We start from the raw sequence: 16,420 nt of genomic DNA on the forward strand, positions 1-16,420 counted from the left end.
CTCGAGCGCGACAACCGGCGGGTGGCGCTGACCGGCGCGGGCGCGGCCTTCCTCGACGAGGCCTACCGCCTGCTCAACCTCGTCGAGGGCGCGGGCGACCCGGCTCGCCGCGTCGACGCCGGCGCGGCCGGCGTGGTGCGGCTCGGGTTCACGGCCGTGTCCGCCATCTCGATCCTCGGGCCGCTGCTGCGTCGGCTGACCGCCGCGCTGCCCGACGTCGAGGTGCTGCTCTCCGAACGCGTCACCCCTGGCCCGGGTCGACGGCATCCGCCGCGGCGAGCTCGACATCGGGCTGGCCCGGCCGCCGTTCGACACCGAGCTGCTCTCCTCCAAGGTCGTCCTGCGCGAGCCGCTGATGGCGGTCGTGCCCACGGATCACCCGCTGGCTTCGTCGGATCGCGCCCTCACGCCCCAGGACTTCGAGGGCCAGCCGGTCATCGGCTACGACCCGCAGCAGTCGCGCTACTTCCACGAGCTCTCCGTGCGGTTCCTCGCCAACGCCCACCCGCGCATCGAGCAGCGCGTCCACCGTGTCCTCACCGCGATGCTGCTCGTCGCCGCCGACCGCGGGCTGGCGCTGGCGCCCGCGTCTGCTTCCTCGCTCGCCGTCCCCGGTGTCGTCTTCAAGACGCTCGTCCACGGTGGCGGCGACACCGCCCTCGACGCCGACCCCGAGCGGCCGGTCGAGCTCTATGCCGTGTGGTCGCGCGAGTCGGTCTCCCCGGTCGTACGCCGAGTGCTGGACGTGATGCTGACCGTCTGACCTTCGGGCAGGATCAAGGCCATGGCCCTCACGATCCAGTCCCTGATCATCGACTGCCACGACCCGTCGACGCTGGCGTCCTTCTGGGAAGCGGCGCTCGGCTGGCGCCGTACGTTTGAAAAGGCCGACGAGGTCGTGCTCGAACCGCCCGAGCACTCGCTCCAGGACGGCGTCGCGCCCGATCTGCTCTTCGGGCTCTCGCCCGACGGCAAGGTCGGCAAGAACCGGCTGCACCTCGACCTGCGCCCGGACGTCCGGGCCGTCGAGGTGGAGCGCCTGCTCGGCCCGGGCGCGAGCCTCGCCGACGTCGGCCGGGGCGATGACGTCACGTGGGTGGTGATGACGGACCCCGAGGGCAACGAGTTCTGCGTGCTGCGGCCCTTCAACGAGGACGAGCTGGCGCAGCTCGAAGCGATCCGAGCTGCCCGTCGGCAGTAGCCGGTCAGGCCGTGATGGCGTCGCCGTGTCGCTTCGCGTGCAGCAGCCGGTCGCGCAGGCGCACCAGCTCGCCGACCGCCTCGAGGAACCGGGTCGTGCTGTCGCCGACCCGGGAGGTCGTCGAAGTAGAAGTGCCGCATCGCGAGCCGGTCGAGGTGGTGCTCGTCGTGGTCGAGGCGTGCCTCGACGAGGGTGCTCAGGTCGGCGACGTTGGACTCGTCGATCACGTCGGCACAGTGGCTGACCGGCACCTCGTCGCGGAAGCGTGCCGCGTCCCGGTGGCGGTCGGTGATCAGGATCGGCTTGTCGGTGCAGAGGTAGAGCCAGTCGAGGCCCACCGACGACACGTCGGTCACCATCGCGTCGCAGTCGGGCATGACGGCGAGGATGTTGCCGGTCAGCACGGTCGTGTGGCCGGCGTCGGGCTCGCGCGCGGCCGCGTCGGCGACCAGCGACAGGATCTCGAGGTGCCCGGCCCGGATCGCGGGCGCGAGGCTCGTGGTCACCTTCGGGTGCGGCTTGTAGACGATGCGCACGTCGGGGACGGCCGGGATGCGGCGTACGACCTCAGGCCCGATGGTGTCGACCGACGTGTAGTCGTTGTAGTCGGCGTCGCCCTCCCGTGTCGGGGCATAGAGGACCGTACGGCGACTGGTCGGCGCGATCAGCGGAGCCGGGCGCAGGTCGAGCTGCGGGCGGCCGATGCGGACCAGCCGGCTGGTGTCGAACTCGAGGAGGCCGTCGAGGTGGCGCTGCACGGCGGCCTCGCCGGCGACGAAGACGCGGTCGTAGGCCTTGGCGTTGTTGCTCGCCATCGACTGCTTGTCGCTCTCGCCGTGGTTGATGTGCACGTGCAGCTTGGTGCCGTCGACCAGCGAGTTGAAGTTGAGCGAGGAGTTGTTGCAGTAGAGCACGACCTTCGCGTCGAGCTCGGCGTAGAGCTCGCTGAGGTCGGCGAAGCCCTGCGCGAGCATGATCGGCAGCTCCGTGCGCTCGGCCAGCAACGTCGCGACGTCGGGGTCGCGCACGACGATGCCCACCGGGTGGCGCTCGTGCAGGACCTCGAGCACCTCCAGCCACTGGATCAACTGGTAGCTCCGGGAGGGGTCATCTGCGTAGTACGCAAGGACGTGGGCGTCGTTCACACAAGGATTCTAGTGCGCGCGGAGGGGTGCTCCCGACCGTCCGGTCAGCCCACTCCCGCGTAGCCCTCGCGGTAGCTCGGACGGCTCGGCTCCCACCCCGTGCTCCTCAGCCGTGCGTTGGACAACCGCTTGCCGTGGCCCGGGGTCGGATCGGCCCTCGGTGGGGCTTCGGCGGCGAGCCGGCGGGCGATGAAGGCCGCCACGTCGCCGAGCTGCGCGGGCTCGTCGTCGGTGCCGAGGTAGAACTTCTCGGGCGGTTCCGGTCGCGTGAGCAGGTGGACGATCGCCGCTGCCGCGTCCTCGCGGTGGATCCGGTTGGTCCACCGGTGCGGGTCGTCGATCCGCCCCTCGAGCACCCGGTCGAGGAGCCGGGTGCTGCCGCCGCCGTACAGGCCGGAGAGGCGGAGGACGGTGCCGTGGGGGACGCGCCCGAGGAAGAGCTCCTCGGCGGCCAGCAACATCCGACCGGGCCCGTCCTTGGGGTGCGCGGGCGTGGTCTCGTCGCTGAGCCCGGGCAGGTTGGTGCTCGCGTTGACCGCGGTGGAGGAGACGAGGACGGCCCGCTCGGGCACGGATCCCGTGGCCGCGAGGGCGTCGAGGGCGTGGGCCATGCCTTCGACGTACGTCGATCGGTAGGCCTCCTCCGTCCGCGGCCGCGCGGTCAGGGCCACCACGAGGAATCGAGCCCGGAGGTCGGGCAGCGCGGGTGCCTCACGCGTCAGGTCGACGGAGAGCCCTTTGATGGGAGCCGGCACCTTGTCGGCGTTGCGGCGCAGGGCCAGCACGTCGTGGCCGCGCTCGGCGAGCCGGCGGCCGACGGCCGCGCCGAGGTCGCCGCAGCCGACGAGGAGCACATCGGAGGTCACGCCGGAACGGTAGCCGCAGGACTACCCGAATTGAGCGTTTACGTCGTCCGGATCGAGTGTCACCGTTGATCCATGACGCGCATGCTCCGGGCCGACCACCTCGTGGTGGGCGCCGGCGCCATGGGGATGGCGTTCACCGATGCACTGATCGACCACTCCGACGCGCACGTGGTGATGATCGACCGACGCCACGGCGTCGGCGGGCACTGGCTGGAGGCCTACCCCTTCGTCCGGCTGCACCGGGCCTCCGCGTTCTACGGCGTCCCGTCGACGCTCATGGGCGGCGGCAAGCTGCAGGAGACGGGCCCGGAGGCCGGGCTGCAGGAACGCGCGACCCAGTCGGAGATCACGGCCTACTACGCGCGGATGCTCGACCGGATGGTCACCTCGGGGCGGGTCGAGTTCTTCGCGAACTGCGACTACGTCGGTGACCGGACCTTCGTCTCGCGCATCTCCGGCGAGCGGTTCGAGGTCCCCTCGTCCTGTCGGATCGTCAACGCGCACCACCTCGCGCCGAGCATCCCCGCGGAGAAGCCGGCGCCCTTCGGCATCGGCGACGGCGCGCGCGTGCTGCCGGTGAACGACCTCGCGCGCCTCCGGGAGGCGCCCAGCCAGTACGTCGTCACCGGCTCCGGCAAGACCGCCACCGACGCCTGCATCTGGCTGCTGGCGCGCGGCGTCGACCCCGGCGCGATCTGCTGGGTGCGACCGCGCGACCCGTGGATGATGAACCGGGCGAAGGTCCAGCCGGACCCGGCGATCTTCCTGTCCATGGCGGCCGACGTCATGCAGGCCGGCGCGTCGGCCGCCTCCCCGGAGGACTTCTTCCTCCGGCTCGAGGAAGCCGACGTGATGCTGCGCATCGACCGGTCCGTCATGCCGACCATGGCGAAGGCGCCGACGCTCGCGACCCGGGAGCTCGAGCAGCTGCGGACCCTCGAGAACGTCGTACGCCGCGGGCACCTCGAGTCCGTCGAGCGCGGCAAGCTCGTCTTCGCCGACGGTGCGATCGAGATCGCGGACGACGCGCTCGTCGTGCACTGCGCCGCCGACGGGTTGAAGTACCCCGGGCTCGTCCCCGTCTGGCGCCATGAGGACATCACGCTGCAGCCGATCCGGGCCGGCTTCCCCTGCCCGGGGGCGGCGGTGATCGGGTACGTCGAGGCGACCCGCACCGACGACGAGGAGAAGAACAGGCTGGCCGCGCCATCGCCGTACCCCCGACACGATGGCGTCCCGGGGACTGATGAACGTCATCGGCACCCGTTCGGCGATGACCTTCTCGGCCGAGCCGGACATCAAGGAGTGGGCCGACGGGGTCGCGCTCAACCCGTCACGCATCCCGGCGGGGTATGCCGCGACGCCGGCCCTCGACGACGCGCGCTCGCGGCTCGGTATCCACACGAAGCCCGCGCTGGCACGGCTTGCCGAGCTGGCGGCCGGCTGACTCAGGCCCGGTGCTTGCCGCTGTAGACCGGCGCCTGCTCCTCGAGCGAGTGCGACAGGTCCACGAACTCGTGGCAGCGCGCCTTGACGTCGTCGGGCGTCGGCGAGGTGCCGAAGCCGAGCACCGGCACGCCGGCCGCGTTGAGCCGCACGATCAGCGGATGCAGGGAGGCGATGTCGCCGACGATCGCCACCGCGTCGACGGCGGCGCTCGCGTGCGAGGTCGACGGCATCGATGGTGAGGGCGACCAGAGACCGGTGGTCGGCCTCGTCGCCGAACTGGTGGAACGGCTGGACCCCGTGCCGACGCAGCGGCGCGGACCACCAGCCGCGTGCCGCAGGGGACGTCCAGTCGGCATAGGCCCGGCAGACGCTGACCGTCCCGTGCTCGGAGAGCGCGTCGAACAGCGCCGCGGCCGAGTCGGCTGGCGTGGTCCCGGCGTCGATCAGCACGGCCAGTCGAGACGCGGGCAAGCGTTGGGACCGAGGGCGGGACGGTGCCGGTGACGGAGCGTGTGGTTCCCGGCGACGGCGGGGAGTGGCGGTCGAGGCGGCTCGGCGTCGCCGGCTGGCCGGGCCTGCTGCTCGACGGCCTCCGACACCTGAACCCATTGCCTGACGAGCGAGGTGAGCAGCTCATCCGCGATCGGGGTGCTCGACGACTCGTCAGCGCCAGTCATGAGGCCCGATCCACGTGCCGCGCGGGGGTGGGCAATTTGGTCAGACCTTCAACTCGGCTGGCTGGCTGGGAAGCGGAGAATATCAGTGCGTGAGCGCGAGCACAGGGGGCGACGTCGGTGGTCGGTGCGACCATCAGCGCATGAACCAGCACGTCTTCGATGCACAGATCTGGGAGCACGCGCCGGACGAACCCGGGTCGTGGCACTTCCTCACGCTGCCGCTCGAGGTCGCTGAGGACGTGGCCCTCGAGGCCGGGCCGCGCGGCGGTTTCGGCAGCATCCGGGTCGAGGTGACGATCGGGTCGTCGACCCGGCGGACGTCGCTGTTCCCCGACTCGAAGTCCGGCACGTTCGTGCTGCCGGTGAAGAAGCCGGTGCGGCAGGCCAACTCCCTCTCCGCTGGTGACACGTGCGAGGTGAGCCTGTCGGTCGGCGAGCCTGACTAGGCCCGGTGCTTGCCGAGGTCGCAGGCGCTTTCCAGTGTCGTCAGGTCGACGAACTCGTGGCACAGCGCCAGCACGTCGACCGGCGTGGCCGTGGTGCCGAAGGCGAGGACCTTCACCCCGGCTGCGTTGAGGCGCACCACGAGCGGCTGCAGCGAGGTGAGATCGCCGACGAGGGCGATCAGGTCGACGGCGGTGTCGCGCGCCGGGTCCACGGCGTCGATGGTGAGCGCGACGAGCGACCGCTGGTCGTGGTCGTGGTCGAAGTGGTGGTGCGGCTGGATCCCGTGCTGGCGCAGTGGCGCGGACCACCAGTCGCGCGCTCCCGGGGATGCCCAATCGGCGTAGGCGCGGCAGACGCTGACCTGACCGTGGTCGGCGAGCACGGCGAACAGGCCGTCTGCCCGGGCCGAGCTGGTGGTCTCCACGTCGATCAGCACGGCCAGTCGGCGGGTGGACTGGCCGGGCGACGGCGCGGTCGACCGGCGGTGGCGGCGGGGCAGTGCAGGAAGGGGCACAGCAGGCGACGTCACCTCGGGTGGCGTCCACCGCGGCCGTGGGGGTGAGGTGTCGCCAGCGGGTCGTCCCCGCCGGTCGAGTGCTTCCGAGGTCTTCACCCACTGCCGCACGAGCGCGGTCAGCGAGAAGTCCGCGTCGCCGCCGACCGTGCGGTCGTCGTGGCGCTCCGGTGCCATCGTCATCTTCCCTGCCCCATTCCCCGGCGTCGAGAACGTCCAGCGTGTTCCTGTCGGTGCGCGGGTGTGGCAGATCGCCCGGACCTTTACCTTGCTGGCTAGACCAGCGGGGACGGTCAGCCCGTCCCCACCAGCCCGTCCCCGCCAGCCCGTCAGCTCGCGAGCGCGAGCAACCGAGCGGAGAGCCAGCGCTCACCGGGTGAGGGGTCACTGCGATCGATCGGGATGTCCGGCGCTCGCGAGTGGTGGGTGTGTCCGGTCGGTGTGGTCACCCGGATCTCGGTGACGGCGAGTGGGTCGGCCACGGGCTCGTGGTGCCAGCCCGGCGACTCCTTGGCGTAGTTGCAGGCCTCGCACAGCCCCCGGGCGTTGTCGAGGGAGGTGGCCCCGCCCCGGGCCCGGGAGCGCACGTGGTCGCGATGGCGGATCGGGGGCGTTGCAGTAGGGCGAGCGGCAGCGACGATCGCGCACCACGATGAGATCGGCGAGGGCGCTCCGGAAGAAGCTGGAGGCGGACTCCGCCGCGATCAGGGCGCCGGTCCTCGGCATCGCGAAGAGTCGCTGGATCGTCGAGCTCGCGTGCTGGGCGCCGGCGGCGGCGAGGGTCCCGGCGACCGAGGCCGGGACGTAGCCCGCGCCCTGCAGGTAGCCGGGCTCGTTGCCGTCGCCGAGCAGGGTCTCCGCGCTGACCACCAGCTTGACCGCGGTCGGCAGTGGTGCGTCGCCCCGCAACCCGCTGAGCCTGCCGACCGGGGTGTCGGTGACGAGCTGGCCGCGGCTGCGCTCGTCACCCCGGGCGCGGGCCTGCTCGGCCGCGTCGCTGAGCGAGGTCATGATCACGGAGAGATCGCTGGCAGGCAGGTCCGCCGTCAGCCGGCCCATCCCGTCGCCGAGGATGCGGCCGGTGACCCGCCGCCCGGCCCGGGCCTTCTCGTGGCGGGCGTTCCAGCCGTCTTCGTCGCGGCGAAGCACCTCGCGCCGCACGACGTCGCGCAGGTCGGAGTCGCCGAGGCCGTCCAGCTTGTCGCTGATCGCCGCGTCCACGGCCCTCCTCTGACCGGGGCTGAGGTCAGCCGTCTCGCCGGCGATGATCTCGGCCCGACGCTCGTTGAGGTCGCCGCGCTCGAGGGCGGCCAGCGTCTCGGGCAGGTCGCGCAGGAGGGCGCGGGCCGGGTTGAGCTTGCGGCGACCGTCGTGCGGCGACTCGCGACGCGCGAGGCCGATCTCCTTGCCGAGACCCGCATCCGGGTTGGGTCGGCGCCTCGTGGGCTCGAGCAGCCGGCGGGCCTCGGCCCGGGCCCGGCGGTGCTGGTCGAGCTCATGGGTGACGCGCGCCTGCGTGGCACTGATGGCGGACTTGAGTCGCTCGAGGGCAGCGAGCTGCTCGATGCACTCGCGCGGGTCGACGGCCACCGGGCCCGCGATCAGGGCTTCGGTGGCCGCCCGGACAGAGTCGGCAGGAGCAGCGTGGGGGAGCGTTGATGGCTCCGCGGTCGGCGTACGCATCGCTCCCAGACCTCCCTCGAATCGTCGTTGTGACCAGTGCTTCGCACGCTAGAGCAAGCCACCGACATCGGCTCAGGGAAGCGAGTCGTAGGGCACTCGCTCCCACGTCAGGACGTCGTCGGCGCCGGGCCGGTTGACGGTCACCCGGAGGAAGTTGGTGTTGTTGGCCTCGCCGTCCACGGTGACGCGGGTGAGGTTGTCGGCGCTGCCCTGCACGCCGTGGATGCCGAGCCAGCGGGAGCCGGCCGCGAGCGGACGGTCGGTGTTGTAGACGTGACTGTCGCCGTCGAAGAGGTAGACCTCGCCGTCGAAGGTCGACGCCTCGTCGACGAGCGCCTGCACGAGCGGCTTGAACGCGCTGATGTCCCACGTCGCCCGGTAGCCGGGGTCGAACATGTCGGCCTGCTGGAAGAGCGCGACCGCGCGGGCGTTGGTCTGCCGGGCGCGCGCGAACGTCTCCTCGACGAGCTCGATCACGGCGGCCATCCGGGCCGTCTCCTCGGCGAGCTGCTCGGCGGTCGGGGCGGTGAGGCCGATGCCGGTCCGGGGGGCGCGGTCGTTGTTGCTGCCGACGACGTGCAGGGTGGCCATCTCGATGCCGGCGGTGCGCAGGCTCTGGTTCTCGGGGAGGCCGAGGTCGGCCCGGCTGTCGACCTTCAGCGGCTCGCCGAGCGTCTGGCCCGCGGTCTCGTAGAACGCCGCACGCAGGGCGTCGAGCCGCTCCAGCGGGTTGTAGGCGCCGGCCGCGGTGCGGTGGCAGTCGGTCCACTCGTTGTCGCCGGGGGTGTAGAGCAGCGGCATCTGGAACCGATCGAACTGCTCGCGGATCATCGCGCTGTAGGCGTCCGTGCACGGCGACGAGCCGTTCTTGATGTCGCCGACGTGGAAGGCGAGGTCGAGGCCGGCCTCGGTCGTTGATGCGGTCGACCCAGCCCGGGAAGGCGGCGATCTGCGCGGCGCCGTACGGCACGTCGCCGATGACCGCGAAGGAGGTCGTCGTGGGCTTGTCCCGGCCGTCGGCTCCCGAGGCGGGTACGGCGATGGCGACCGATGCCACCAGCGAGACGGCGGCTGCTGAGATGCGAAGAAGAGTCATGCCTCCTTGCTCTCGCACCTCGGTGAAGCGCACCTCCGGGTGTGCGTGAACGCCCGGTGGACAGTGCGTGATGCCGCTAGCGTGAGCGCGTGATCTGGTCCCGAACCGGCGGGCGCTCCGATGGCCCCTTGCTGGTGCTGCTGCACGGGTTGGGTGCAACCGCCGAGGTGTACGGCGACATGCTGGCGCTGCTTCCGTCCGGTTGGCCCGGTGGGTGGTTGGTGGTGGATCTTCCCGGGCACGGTCGGTCGGCGTGGGATGCGCCGTACACGTTCCGTGGGCATGCGGAGGCCGTGTTCCCTTTGCTGCCCTCTGGGCGGGACGTCGTCGTCGTCGGCCACTCGATGGGTGGCGTCGTGGCGCTGGAGCTGGCTACTGATCCGCGAGTGATCGGAGTCGTGGCGTTCGGGGTGAAGGTGAGCTGGCCACCGTCCGACGTGGCTGGTGCCCAGCGTTTGGCTTCTCGTCCGGTGCAGTACTTCGCGACAGGTGGCGAGGCGGTATCGCGGTATCTGCGGCTGGCCGGGCTGTCGGATCTGGTCTCGCCTTCCGATCCGTCCGTTTCGGCCGGTGTCGTCGAAACTGCCGAGGGATGGCGGGTTGCCCAGGGACCCGGCAACGTTCGGGGTCGGGGTGCCGGACATGGCTGGTCTTCTGGCACGCGCGTCCTGCCCGGTCGTGCTGGCGCGTGGCGAACACGATCCGATGGTCAGCGCCGCCGATCTATCGACGCTCGTCCCTGACGCCGTCACGCTGCCCGGGCTCGGGCACAACGCGCACGTCGAAGACCCTGCAGTCGTGCTCGCGCTTGCCAGCCGCTTCGCACCCGCGTGACCTTCGATCCGCGTTTCCCCGCGGGAACGAGCGTTCTCAACTAGCGTCCCTCGGACTGGTCGCGCGACCAGATGGCTTGGCACGACGGCACTGAGGGGGAGAACGATGGCTGAAGAGTCCCGGCACGAAGCACGGCTCATTCCCACTTCTGGGATCAATGGCGCGGAGGAGCAGGAGCGGCGCGCGACGTCCGCCCTGCTCGCGGTGTTGTCGGCGGTCAAGGAATTCGGCCGCGGCTTCGTCAAGCCGTTCGGCGCGCCTGCGGGCACCCTCGAGTGCTTCATCGAGGTGCCGTTCATGCTCGGCGAGCAGCGCCTCTACCCCCGACGGTCTGATCCGCGTGACCCGCGGCTCGAACACTGGACCGCCCTCGTCGAGGTCAAGACCGGTCCCAATCAGCTCATGACCCAGCAGCTTGAGAACTACCTCGACATCGCTCGCGACAATGGCTACGACGCTGTCATCACCATCTCGAACGAGATCCCGGCAGTTGCCGGCCAGCACCCGACCAAGGTCGACAAGCGCAAGCTGAAGAAGGTGGCGCTGCACCACGTGGCCCGGTCGGAAGTGCTCGCCGAAGCCGTGATGCAGAAGGAGTTCCGCGGCGTCGCGGACCCCGATCAGGCATGGATCCTCGGAGAGCTCATCCGCTACCTCGAGCACACCAAGTCCGGCGCACTCGAGTTCGACGACATGGGCGAAGCCCGGGTCGGTGTCCGTGACCAGGTCACCACCGGTACCTTGCGCGCCACCGACAAGGGCATTGCCGAGGTCGTCGCCCGATTCGACGCGCTGTTGAGGTTTGCCAGCCTGCAGTTGGGGCGGCAGCTCGGCACCGAGGTCGTTCCAGTCCTTTCCCGCAAGGAAGCCGCCGACCCGCTCGTGCGCGCCCAAGCGCTGACGCAGTCCCTGTGCACGACCGGCCAGCTGTCCGGTGCGATTCGTATCCCCGACACCGTGGGGCACTTGGTCGTGACTGCTGACCTGCGAGCTGGGCGGGTGACCTGCCACGTCGACGTCGAGTCGCCGCGTGAGGGCCGGCCTACGACTCGGGTGAACTGGCTCGTGCGTCAGCTGAAGAACGCGCCAGACGGAACTCGCGTTGAAGCGTTCGTTGCCCATGCTCGGGGTTCGCAGGCGGCGGAACTCCTCTCGACCGTGCGAGAGAACCCGAGCAGCCTCGTCCTCGATCCGGCCAAGGAGCTGCGAACGTTCCGGCTCGCGGTTTCCGGAAACCCGGGCACGAAGCGTGGCCGGGGCCGCGCATCGTTCATCGACTCGGTGCTCAGCTCTGTCGACGGGTTCTACGTTGACGTGCTGGGCAATCTGCGTGCCCGGGTCCGCCGCGCCCCCGAAGCTGCGCCCTGTGAGCGTGGAGCCGACGGACATCGACATTTCCGTGCCAGCGGCATTGGTATCGACCGACTATTCATCGCAGGACGGCGCCCGGGAGGGCGACAGTGAGTACCGCGCGTCAGACGCGGTGGTGGCTGTCCCGAACGGGCACTCGCCCGCGGCCTTCGATTCGGATCCGGACTGAAGGCCGGCAGGACGAGGGCTGCAACGTCGTCAGTAGCGACCCACCGTCGCCCGGTGTCGCCCTTGCCGAACACCGCTACTGTGCCGGTTCAGGCAGGCACCGTGGGGCGGATGTTCTGGTTGCCGGCGAAGATGTTGCCGGGGTCGTACTCGGACTTGATCTGTCCCAGCCGTTCGTACTTCTGTTCACCGAAGGCGGCCTTGATGCGCTCGTCGCCCTCATTGCCGATGAAGTTGAGATAGACGCCGCCCGTCGTGAAGGGGGCGTTCGCCTTGCGGTAGTCGCGCACCCAAGCGATGTTGGCGGCATCGTCGGCCGGGTCTTCCCACGTGGCGAAGGGATGACTGACCCAGCGTGCCGCGCGTTGGCTCATGGGTGTGGCGTCAGCGTCGACTCGCGCGAGCGCACCGCCCCACGGCAGCAGCAGGTGCTGGGTCATCGGCGAGGCACGCCGTGCGCCGGCGTCGAGGAACACATCGAGCGCGTCGTCGGGGAAGGCGTCGTGGTAGTCGGCGCTCCAGTACTGCCGGAATCCCGGTGGGTCGTCGATCATCGACTGCAGCTGCGCATACGGCATCGGGCCGACCAGGTCGACCTCGGGCGACAGATCGCGCATGACACGAACCACGTCCGCACCGGTCGATTCGTCGCCGTTCCAGCAGACCGCGATCGCGATCAGCGGTTGGCCGTGCAGGTGCTGCGGGATGAACTCCTCCGGTGGACCGCTGAGCATCACGAGGGCGGTGCCGAGCTCGTCCGGAGCGGCATCGGCCCAGTCGCGGAAGGCCCGGGACACGCCGGGGCCATCGGCAGCGGGCCATGCCATCAGCCCACCGAGGATCATCGGACCGACAGGGTGCAGCTGGAACTCCATCGCTGTCACAACGCCGAAGTTGCCGCCCCCTCCCTTGCTGGCCCAGAGCAGGTCCCGGTGTTGGGTGTCGTCGGCGCGGATCTCGCGACCGTCCGCGCTCACCAGCTCGACGGCCACGAGGTTGTCGCAGCTGAGTCCGTGCTGACGTTCCAGCCAACCCGAGCCACCGCCGAGGGTCAGTCCGGCGACGCCGGTCGTGGAGACCCTGCCGCCAGTGGTGGCCGGGCCGAACTCCCGGGCTGCCGCGTCGAACTCGGCCCACGTGCACCCGCCGCCCACTCTGGCCCGTCGGGTTGCGGCGTCGATGTCGATCGCCTTCATGGGACGGACGTCGATGACCAGCCCGTCGTCGTTGCTGGACAGGCCAGCTACTGAGTGACCGCCGGAGCGCACTGCCACCGGGAGACTGTCCCGGACGGCGCGCTCCAGTGCCTCCCTGACGTCGGTGGGGCTCTCGCACTCCGCGATGATCCGCGGCCTCGTGTTGATCATTGCGTTGAACAGCCTGCGCCGTTCGTCGTACTCGGCCTCCGCAGGGCCGATCCACGTCGTCATGCCCGTGCCTCCTGATCTCCCCGCCGACCCCACGATCCTGCACGCCGAAGACTGCGACATTTGCGCGGCCGGGTTATGCCGCAGATGGGGTAAGAGGCATCGGCCTGCCATGCATGCTCCGCAAGCATCACCAGATACAAAAACGGGCTTGGACAGGCATCGTGCCCCGCTCCTAGCGTGGTGAGCACCGCCCACCACGAACCTAGGACGCCTTGTGACCGAGTACAGCCCGACCGATCTGGCCACCCAGCTGAAGAGCGGTCTGCTCTCGTTCCCGGTGACACACTTCAAGAGCGACCTCGAGTTCGACGAGGGGGAGTACCGCAAGCACCTCGCGTGGCTGGCGGAGTACCCCGTCGCCGGGCTCTTCGCCGCGGGCGGCACGGGCGAGGGGTTCAGCCTCACGCTCGAGGAGACGGACCGGGTCGTCAGGTCCGCCGTGGACGAGGTCGCCGGCGCCGTACCCGTCCTTGCCCCAGCGACCGGCTCCACGCGCAACGCCATCGCCCGAGCCAAGGCAGCTGAGGCCGCCGGCGCGGACGGTCTCCTGCTGATGCCGCCCTACCTGACCGAGGCCAGCCAACAGGGACTCGTCGAGCACGTCACCCGGGTCTGCCGGGCCACCAACCTCGGCGTGGTCGTCTACAGCCGCGCCAACGCCGTGCTCCTCGACGAAGCGGTCGCCACGCTCGCCGATCGCAACCCGACGTTCGTCGGCTTCAAGGACGGCGTCGGCAGCATCGAGCAGATGACCCGCACCTATGCCCGCGTCGGCGACCGGCTGATGTACGTCGGTGGCCTGCCCACCGCGGAGACCTTCGCGCTGCCGCTGCTGCAGCTCGGCGTCAGCACCTACTCGTCCGCGATCTTCAACTTCGTGCCGCAGTTCGCGATCGACTTCTACGACGCCGTCCGAGCGCAGGACCGCGTCGAGGTCTACCGTCGACTCAACGAGTTCGTGCTGCCATACCTCGACATCCGCGACCGCACCCGGGGCTATGCCGTCTCCATCGTCAAGGCCGGCCTCAGCGCTGTCGGCCGACCCGGCGGCCCGGTCCGCCCGCCGCTGACCGACCTGCTCGAGGGCGAGGTTGCCGAGCTTCGCGACCTGATCGGGAGGATTGCATGACCAGCACGCTCACCATCGACGTCGAAGCCGCCACCACCGCTGCGGCGGAAGCGTTCGCGGCGTACCGCGCCACCACTCCCCAGCAGCGCGGCGCCTTCCTCGACGCGATCGCGGGCCGAGATCGAGGCCGACAAGGACGCGATCATCGAGGCCGCGGTGCAGGAGAGCCACCTCCCCGTCGGACGCATCACCGGCGAGGTCGGTCGCACGACCGGTCAGCTGCGCATGTTCGCCGATGTCGTACGGCGAGGTGACCACCTCGGCGTCCGTATCGACCCGGCCGTGCCGGACCGAGAGCCGCTGCCGCGCGCCGACATCCGCCAGCGGATGATCCCGCTCGGCCCGGTCGCGGTCTTCGGCGCCAGCAACTTCCCGCTCGCCTTCTCCACCGCGGGCGGCGACACCGCCCTCCGCGCTCGCCGCCGGCTGCCCGGTCGTCGTGAAGGGCCACCCGGCGCACCCGCGCACGGGTCAGCTCGTCGCCGACGCGATCAACCGCGCCGTCGAGAAGCGCGGGCTTGCCGCACGGCTCGTTCTCCTTCCTGCTGGGCGAGGGCTTCGAGCTCGGCCGGGCCCTCGTCCGCGACCCACGGATCAAGGCCGTCGGGTTCACCGGCTCCCGTGCCGGCGGGTTCGCGCTCGTCGAAGCGGCGTCGAAGCGCGAGGAGCCGATCCCGGTGTACGCCGAGATGTCCTCGATCAACCCGGTGGTCGTGCTCCCAGGCTTCCTGCAGGAGCAGGACACCGCCACGTTCGCGCAGGCCTACGTCGGCTCGCTCACCCTCGGATCGGGGCAGTTCTGCACCAACCCCGGACTGCTCTTCCTCCCCACCGGCGCGGAGGGCGACGCCTTCGTGCAGGCCACCGCCGACGCTGTCACCGGACTCATCGGCCAGCCGATGCTGACGGCAGGCATCGCCGAAGCGTTCGAGACCGGCACCGGAAGGCTGAAGGCAGCAGAAGGTGTCCACACGGTGGGTGAGGGAAGCGCAGACGGTCAGCACGCCCCCGCCCCGCTCGTGAGCCTGAGTGAAGGGATCGACGGCGTCACCGACGAGGTCTTCGGCGCGTCCGGAGTGATCGTCCGCTACGACACCGTTGAAGACCCGGCGACGAGCATCGAAGGGCTCGAGGGCCAGCTCACCACGACGGTCCACTACGCGCCCGCCGACAAGGAAGCCGCCCAGCGACTCCTGCCGATCCTCGAGCTCAAGGTCGGCCGGGTCCTCTTCAACGGCTGGCCGACCGGCGTCGAGGTGGGCCACGCCATGGTCCACGGCGGCCCGTTCCCTGCCACGTCGAACAGCAGGACCACCAGCGTCGGCAGCCTCGCGATCGAGCGCTTCCAGCGACCTGTCGCCTACCGGGACGTCCCCGCGGACCTCCTTCCAGAGGCCGTCCGCGACGACAACCCCCCGGGGCCTGACCCGGAGAGTCGACGGAGTGCTCGAACGATGACCGCCACGATCAAGAGCGTCGAGGTCGTCCCCGTCGCAGGGCACGACTCGATGCTGCTCAACCTCAGCGGCGCGCACGCTCCCTTCTTCACCCGCAACATCGCGATCGTCACCGACTCCGACGGCCGCGAGGGCGTCGGTGAGGTGCCGGGTGGCGAGGCGATCAAGGGCACCATCGAGGACGCCGCGGCCCTTCTGACAGGCCAGCCGGTCGCGAAGTACAAGAGCCTGCTCAGGGAGGTCGCCACCGGGTTCAAGGACCGGGACAAGGGCGGCCGCGGCCTCCAGACCTTCGACCTGCGCACGACCATCCACGCGGTGACCGCGCTGGAGTCGGCGCTGCTCGACCTGTCCGGCCGGGCACTCGGCGTACCCGTCGCGGAGCTCCTCGGCGACGGCCAGCAGCGGACGAGCGTGCCGATGCTCGGCTACCTCTTCTACGTCGGCGACCCCGACCGGACCGACCTGCCCTACCTCCGCGAGGCGAACGGCCGGGACGACTGGTCCACGGCACGGCGTGAGGAGGCGATGACCCCCGAGGCCGTCGTCAGGCTGGCCGAGGCCGCCCAGCAGCGCTACGGCTTCAGCGACTTCAAGCTCAAGGGCGGTGTGCTGCCCGGCGAGGAGGAGGTCGCCGCGGTGACCGCGCTCCACGAGCGCTTCCCCCGACGCGCGGATCACCCTCGACCCCAACGGCGGCTGGCTGCTCGACGAGGCGGTGCGGCTGCTCAAGGGCAAGGACGACGTGCTCGCCTATGCCGAGGACCCGTGCGGTGCCGAGGGCGGCTTCTCCGGGCGCGAGGTGATGGCCGAGTTCAAGCGGCGCACCGGCTTGCGCACCGCCACCAACATGGTCGCCACCGACTGGCGACAGCTGGCCGACGCCGTCCGCACCAACGCCGTCGACATCCCGCTCGCCGACCCGCACTTCTGGACCATGGCCGGCTCGGTGC

Annotated in this window: 16 protein-coding genes and 3 pseudogenes; 10 read left to right on the top strand and 9 right to left on the bottom strand. The window is 70.6% G+C overall.

Annotated elements, in window-relative coordinates; genetic code table 11:
* The first annotated feature begins 292 nt into the window (after positions 1-292).
* A complete protein-coding gene (locus LP418_RS14240) occupies positions 293-763 on the top strand; it encodes a LysR substrate-binding domain-containing protein (protein WP_257957045.1) in 471 nt (156 codons plus the stop codon).
* Here LP418_RS14240 and LP418_RS33485 read toward each other — a convergent pair.
* Positions 691-2,346 (bottom strand): CDP-glycerol glycerophosphotransferase family protein, encoded by a 1,656-nt coding sequence (locus tag LP418_RS33485; RefSeq protein ID WP_442940200.1) that lies wholly within the window; start codon positions 2,344-2,346, stop codon positions 691-693. The two genes, LP418_RS14240 and LP418_RS33485, sit on opposite strands and share 73 nt — an antisense overlap.
* Positions 2,347-2,390: 44 nt before the next feature.
* On the bottom strand, positions 2,391-3,212 hold the full coding sequence (locus LP418_RS14255) for an NAD-dependent epimerase/dehydratase family protein (RefSeq protein WP_257956771.1): 822 nt from the start codon (positions 3,210-3,212) through the stop codon (positions 2,391-2,393).
* 72 nt (positions 3,213-3,284) lie between these two features.
* On the opposite strand from LP418_RS14255, the gene LP418_RS14260 reads away from it, so the two are divergent.
* Entirely contained in the window at positions 3,285-4,685 is a 1,401-nt protein-coding gene (locus LP418_RS14260; RefSeq protein WP_257956772.1) for an NAD(P)-binding protein, read from the top strand.
* Here the strand turns inward: LP418_RS14260 and LP418_RS14265 are convergent.
* Both LP418_RS14265 and LP418_RS33490 read right to left on the bottom strand, forming a co-directional pair.
* Entirely contained in the window at positions 4,661-4,891 is a 231-nt protein-coding gene (locus LP418_RS14265) for a hypothetical protein (protein ID WP_257956773.1), read from the bottom strand. The two genes, LP418_RS14260 and LP418_RS14265, sit on opposite strands and share 25 nt — an antisense overlap.
* Before the next feature lie 40 nt (positions 4,892-4,931).
* Positions 4,932-5,270, bottom strand: a pseudogene (locus LP418_RS33490) (NYN domain-containing protein); the annotation flags it as partial.
* Between the two features lie 208 nt (positions 5,271-5,478).
* On the opposite strand from LP418_RS33490, the gene LP418_RS14270 reads away from it, so the two are divergent.
* Positions 5,479-5,784 (top strand): DUF1905 domain-containing protein, encoded by a 306-nt coding sequence (locus LP418_RS14270; protein WP_257956774.1) that lies wholly within the window; start codon positions 5,479-5,481, stop codon positions 5,782-5,784.
* Here the strand turns inward: LP418_RS14270 and LP418_RS14275 are convergent.
* Together LP418_RS14275 and LP418_RS33495 are read right to left on the bottom strand one after the other, a co-directional pair.
* Positions 5,781-6,476, bottom strand: a complete 696-nt coding sequence (locus LP418_RS14275; RefSeq protein ID WP_257956775.1) for an NYN domain-containing protein — start codon at positions 6,474-6,476, stop codon at positions 5,781-5,783. The two genes, LP418_RS14270 and LP418_RS14275, sit on opposite strands and share 4 nt — an antisense overlap.
* A gap of 152 nt (positions 6,477-6,628) precedes the next feature.
* A complete protein-coding gene (locus LP418_RS33495) occupies positions 6,629-6,886 on the bottom strand; it encodes a hypothetical protein (protein WP_442940202.1) in 258 nt (85 codons plus the stop codon).
* Here LP418_RS33495 and LP418_RS33500 point away from each other — a divergent pair.
* On the top strand, positions 6,858-7,958 hold the full coding sequence (locus tag LP418_RS33500) for a hypothetical protein (protein ID WP_442940204.1): 1,101 nt from the start codon (positions 6,858-6,860) through the stop codon (positions 7,956-7,958). The two genes, LP418_RS33495 and LP418_RS33500, sit on opposite strands and share 29 nt — an antisense overlap.
* Positions 7,959-8,054: 96 nt before the next feature.
* Here LP418_RS33500 and LP418_RS14285 read toward each other — a convergent pair whose 3' ends face one another.
* Positions 8,055-8,813: a hypothetical protein gene (locus tag LP418_RS14285; protein ID WP_257956777.1), complete on the bottom strand. Its 759-nt coding sequence runs from the start codon at positions 8,811-8,813 to the stop codon at positions 8,055-8,057.
* A gap of 16 nt (positions 8,814-8,829) precedes the next feature.
* Between LP418_RS14285 and LP418_RS14290 the strand changes: the two genes are divergently transcribed.
* The 3 genes from LP418_RS14290 to LP418_RS14300 all read left to right on the top strand — a co-directional run bounded on the left by LP418_RS14290 (position 8,830) and on the right by LP418_RS14300 (position 11,376).
* Entirely contained in the window at positions 8,830-9,060 is a 231-nt protein-coding gene (locus tag LP418_RS14290) for a hypothetical protein (protein WP_257956778.1), read from the top strand.
* A gap of 152 nt (positions 9,061-9,212) precedes the next feature.
* Positions 9,213-9,821 (top strand): alpha/beta hydrolase, encoded by a 609-nt coding sequence (locus tag LP418_RS14295; protein WP_257957047.1) that lies wholly within the window; start codon positions 9,213-9,215, stop codon positions 9,819-9,821.
* Positions 9,822-10,017: 196 nt separating this feature from the next.
* Positions 10,018-11,376 (top strand): hypothetical protein, encoded by a 1,359-nt coding sequence (locus LP418_RS14300; RefSeq protein ID WP_257956779.1) that lies wholly within the window; start codon positions 10,018-10,020, stop codon positions 11,374-11,376.
* Positions 11,377-11,540: 164 nt separating this feature from the next.
* Here LP418_RS14300 and LP418_RS14305 read toward each other — a convergent pair whose 3' ends face one another.
* Positions 11,541-12,992, bottom strand: coding sequence for an FAD-binding oxidoreductase (locus LP418_RS14305; RefSeq protein WP_257956780.1), 1,452 nt, complete (start codon positions 12,990-12,992; stop codon positions 11,541-11,543).
* Positions 12,993-13,095: 103 nt separating this feature from the next.
* Here LP418_RS14305 and kdgD point away from each other — a divergent pair, with 103 nt between their 5' ends.
* Positions 13,096-14,010, top strand: a complete 915-nt coding sequence (gene kdgD, locus LP418_RS14310) for a 5-dehydro-4-deoxyglucarate dehydratase (protein ID WP_257956781.1) — start codon at positions 13,096-13,098, stop codon at positions 14,008-14,010.
* A gap of 9 nt (positions 14,011-14,019) precedes the next feature.
* Here the strand turns inward: kdgD and LP418_RS14315 are convergent, their stop codons facing one another.
* Positions 14,020-14,478, bottom strand: a complete 459-nt coding sequence (locus LP418_RS14315) for a hypothetical protein (protein WP_257956782.1) — start codon at positions 14,476-14,478, stop codon at positions 14,020-14,022.
* A gap of 50 nt (positions 14,479-14,528) precedes the next feature.
* On the opposite strand from LP418_RS14315, the pseudogene LP418_RS14320 reads away from it, so the two are divergent.
* Together LP418_RS14320 and gudD are read left to right on the top strand one after the other, a co-directional pair.
* Positions 14,529-15,848, top strand: a pseudogene (locus tag LP418_RS14320) (aldehyde dehydrogenase family protein); the annotation flags it as partial.
* Between the two features lie 337 nt (positions 15,849-16,185).
* A pseudogene (gene gudD / locus LP418_RS14325) lies at positions 16,186-16,398 on the top strand (glucarate dehydratase); the annotation flags it as partial.
* Positions 16,399-16,420 lie beyond the last annotated feature (22 nt).

This window comes from Nocardioides sp. B-3 (assembly GCF_024703895.1).
Lineage (GTDB): Bacteria > Actinomycetota > Actinomycetes > Propionibacteriales > Nocardioidaceae > Nocardioides.

What these genes read in the sequence shown, in the direction of transcription:
- LP418_RS14265 (WP_257956773.1), bottom strand. Translation starts at nt 4,891, where the DNA reads ATGCCGTCGACCTCGCACGCGAGCGCCGCCGTCGACGCGGTGGCGATC.
- LP418_RS14300 (WP_257956779.1), top strand. Translation starts at nt 10,018, where the DNA reads ATGGCTGAAGAGTCCCGGCACGAAGCACGGCTCATTCCCACTTCTGGG.
- LP418_RS14260 (WP_257956772.1), top strand. Translation starts at nt 3,285, where the DNA reads ATGACGCGCATGCTCCGGGCCGACCACCTCGTGGTGGGCGCCGGCGCC.
- LP418_RS14305 (WP_257956780.1), bottom strand. Translation starts at nt 12,992, where the DNA reads ATGGCAGGCCGATGCCTCTTACCCCATCTGCGGCATAACCCGGCCGCG.
- LP418_RS14285 (WP_257956777.1), bottom strand. Translation starts at nt 8,813, where the DNA reads ATGATCCGCGAGCAGTTCGATCGGTTCCAGATGCCGCTGCTCTACACC.
- LP418_RS14275 (WP_257956775.1), bottom strand. Translation starts at nt 6,476, where the DNA reads ATGGCACCGGAGCGCCACGACGACCGCACGGTCGGCGGCGACGCGGAC.
- LP418_RS14270 (WP_257956774.1), top strand. Translation starts at nt 5,479, where the DNA reads ATGAACCAGCACGTCTTCGATGCACAGATCTGGGAGCACGCGCCGGAC.